At 51.9% G+C, this 3614-nt stretch carries 2 protein-coding genes; both read right to left on the bottom strand.

Translation table 11 applies throughout. The annotated features are described in order from the left end of the window. Positions 1-15 precede the first annotated feature (15 nt). On the bottom strand, positions 16-1800 hold the full coding sequence (locus tag NW857_RS12560; RefSeq protein WP_414369151.1) for a DUF4347 domain-containing protein: 1785 nt from the start codon (positions 1798-1800) through the stop codon (positions 16-18). A gap of 1113 nt (positions 1801-2913) precedes the next feature. Then, positions 2914-3614: vWA domain-containing protein (locus NW857_RS12565; RefSeq protein WP_414369152.1), on the bottom strand; the 701-nt coding region annotated here is incomplete at its 5' end.

The raw sequence follows: 3614 nt of genomic DNA on the forward strand, positions 1-3614 counted from the left end.
TTGGCTCGGAGATTTTTATAAGAGACAGGTCGTTGTTGATGCCGGAGTAACTGTGACGGTGATGGTTGCTTGGTTGGAAATCAGACCTTGCGCATCCTTTACTGTGTATTGAATTGGAGTTGCAGCACCCGTGAAAGAGAAATCCGGAGTAAAAGTAACTTCCCCAGTAGTTAGGTTGACAGTGTATGTGCCTTCTCCGGGAACTGTCAGATTGGTTTGCTGTCCAGGAGAGCTTGGATCTAGGTCAATGGTACTGGGATCCAAATTAAAGACATACCCTACATCATTAGACAGAATCGTGATGGTGACTGGTGTATTTTGGGGAGTTGTAGCAGCGTCATTGTTGGCAAGAGGGTTGTAAGCCACAATTCCCCCCCCTGCCGTCATATCCCAGCCACCATTGTTAGGGCTAGTATCAGTTGTATTGGTTGGAAACGTTGGGAAATTTGCAATTGAGCCGGTCACATCATTGCCAACCACTGAGTAGCCGTAGAATGTCTGACTGGGAGATATACCCAGAACCTGGTAGCTGACAAAAACACCCGCCAGCTTTTGATTTGTTACAGTAGCTGTAATATTTGTATTTAGGTTTTTGCTTCCACATTGATCATTGTGAACATTTGTGGTGTTAATGATTGTGCCTGGCGACCAAATACCGGCTCCAACCGAAATAACTGATCCGTAAACGTAATTTATGGGGTTGGGATCAAGCTTGGTGATAGCAGCAATCTTGAATAGATCGTTTCCACCTCTATCTAAGAGAAGGAAGCCAATTTTATCTAGGCCAGCAGAAGGGGCAGTTATGCCGCCTGGGGTAATGAAATCTACCCTCTCTATATTATTGAGGTTAACACTACCTTTATTCGTAAAGATATTATCTGTGCCCGCTTTGATAACTGGATTTAGGGGATCAATTAGTAGGGCATCTTCCATAGTTGTGATCCCTAGACTGCTAGGCGTGTCGGGAGGGACGACCCAGACAACGTTGCAAGATCCTGTTGCGTTTGCGTTATCAACTCTTCTTAAAATAACTTGGTTAGTTGCGCCGATGAGAGAAAGCTTGTTAGTGCCTACTTGGATGTTTGTTAAAAGAAAGTTGGCATCCAGAGTGGGCGTGGCACCAACCTGTAAGGTATGGTGGTAACGATGCTCCACTGAGCCTTCCACAAAAATTGTGGGGGTAGTAATGGAGCTGGTCGCAGCCTCTAGAACCCAATCTGCATCGTATCCAGCATAACCTGTAAGGTTGGTAGAAGCGGCAATATCAGCTCCTATTAGATGAGCTAGCTGCTTGATGAGAAGCTCTCCCTCTAAGCCAGATGCCACTTCGCAGCCATAGATCAAGATCTCTGCATCATCAGCCAGGCTAGATTTCCACTGCGAGAGCAAGCTTGCATACTCGGATAGGTTTTCTAGGCTGAGAAGGCTTTTGCCCAACTGTATTGAGCCCGCCTGCCCGTGAGATAGAATGTGCAAAGCTCTAACACCTTTTCGACCTCGCAGCGCCTCGGCGATCTGCTGGATCCCGTCTTTGTTAGGATCCAAAAGAATAATCTCTGTTCCAGGTCGGATCCCTGCTAGCAAGATCGACAGATCGGGCAAAGCTTGGTCGATAAAGACCAGCTCATCTTGAGCAGAGTGTTGCAGAAGTATATTCCCTGATGTAGCGGAGTCGGCATTCCCCACTCTCAAAAGCAAAATGAGCAAAGCTGTGGAAACGGATCCCAAAGTACGGCTGAGAATCTGCAGTAGCCCGGCGGGTTGCTTAGAGTTGGGCGGAGACGGTCTTGAGGTCAACATCTAACACTCCTCGCTTTTTCAGGGAATGTCTTCAAAAAAGAAAGAAACAGGACTCAATTCCAAGCGAAGCAGCTACAAATTGTCCACTCTCACTGTAACTGGGTTACTGAATACTAAGGTTCCAGATGATAGACGGACTGAAGCTCTATTGGTGATGACGATGGGTAGGGTAGGAGCCTCAGGAGAAGGTGTTGCTGCCGGCAAAGGAGTTCCGGGAGCAAGAGGAGAAGCTGGTGGCCGAGTTGCCGGCGGTTCAATGGGCACTGGAGGCGGAGTAGGCACCGGGATCCGCAGCCGACAGGGTTGATCGGATTGATTGCCTTCCGGGGCATAGCAAACTCGAATCAGATCCTCTACAAAACGCAGTCCATTAAAACTCAGCCGATCCGCTTGCTGAATGATATCGCCAATAATTTCCTCTAGGTTACGGGCAGTTCTGGAAAGGGGCACACTGATCAACAAAATGTTCTCCAAATCCCTAAGCTCGGGGGGGGCCAAGTTCGAGAAGGGCACTCGCTCCCGTTCCCGCAGCAAGATGCGATAGAGAGCCTCGCTCCAAGGAGAGACATCGACGGCTGCACTGAAAACAAATCCCCGCAGCGGTGTAGGCTGGCTGGCCTGCCGTCCCTGCCCAACGAGGTTCGATTGCACCGAAACCAATTTCCCCGGCGGCTGCGTGATCGAGCCAGAAAAGGGAATCGTAAAGCGCAAGTTGCTATCCAGGGTGGCAGTGGCCAAGGGGGGAAACAAAATCTCTCCCCGTGAGCTCAAGCCGACTAGCTGAACTGAGTTGCCTGCCGAAAAGACTGGCCCGCCTGCACAAAGAGTAGCCGTGGATCCCGGGCCACAAAGCTGACCAAAGGGATCAACGACTAGCCCCAGGATGGCAGCCGCGGAGCCGGCAGCGGGATCCCTTGTCGGCAACCCCGCCCCAGCAGGATTGCCAGAGCCGCCACTACCGCAACTTTTCAGCAAAACAGTGAGGGAGCCTGTAACCACAGCAGCCAGGACAAGCGCAGCCGGTCGCCAAAATCTGCTGGATGTGCCCAGTCGTCGAAACATATGCCTATGCCTCGCTCTCAATTGCGGATGTTGTTGGTTTGCAGAAGGGCTCTAGCGGGATCCCACCGTGAGAACGGCGTCGCTAAAGGATGTCACAAAACGGCTTCCCTCTCTTTCGACCCGCAGTTCGCCGCTGAGAAGATAAGAGCCAGCAGGTAGGGGAACATTACTTTGTACCCGCACCTGCAGGCGGTGCTCTCCAATAGCAGCAGGGAATAGATTGGCAAAGGGAGCTTCCAGAGCCTCGGCAAACCGCGCCAGCACAAACGTGCCTTCTGTGGCCGCCGCCAGTCGCTGGAGCTCCAGCAGGTTTAAGTCAACGCCCAGCCCAACTACATACACGGTCAGCTTCTGCCCCCGCTCTTGGGCCAGAGTTGTGAGCTCCCGAATGGTCTGGTCAATGGAGCGGGTGCTCTCGTTGTCGATGCCGTCGGTAAACACCACCAGGCGGCGGTTGAAGGTCTCATTGGGGCGAAAGTCACTTAAGAAACGCCCGGCTTCCACCGTGGCGTCATACAAGGCGGTGTTCCCACCGGGATTTGCCCGCAATACCCCTCGCCTAAGCAGTTGCTTGTCGCTGGTGAAGTCTTGCAGCAGTTGGGCCGTGCGTAAAGGCTGGCCGAGAGCCGTAGCGCCAAAACCGGCCCCTCGGTTATCAAAACGGAGCACCGCCCCCAGATCCAAGGGTGTGGTGCGAAATTGATCCAAAAGCCCAAAAACAGCTAAGAAGCGACGGGACTGGGGATCCAAAA

This window comes from Synechococcus sp. H55.9 (assembly GCF_047462355.1).
Classification (GTDB): domain Bacteria; phylum Cyanobacteriota; class Cyanobacteriia; order Thermostichales; family Thermostichaceae; genus Thermostichus.

Bases quoted from the DNA above. Each gene is read 5' to 3' on its own strand.
- NW857_RS12560 (WP_414369151.1), bottom strand. From the start codon at position 1,800: ATGTTGACCTCAAGACCGTCTCCGCCCAACTCTAAGCAACCCGCCGGG.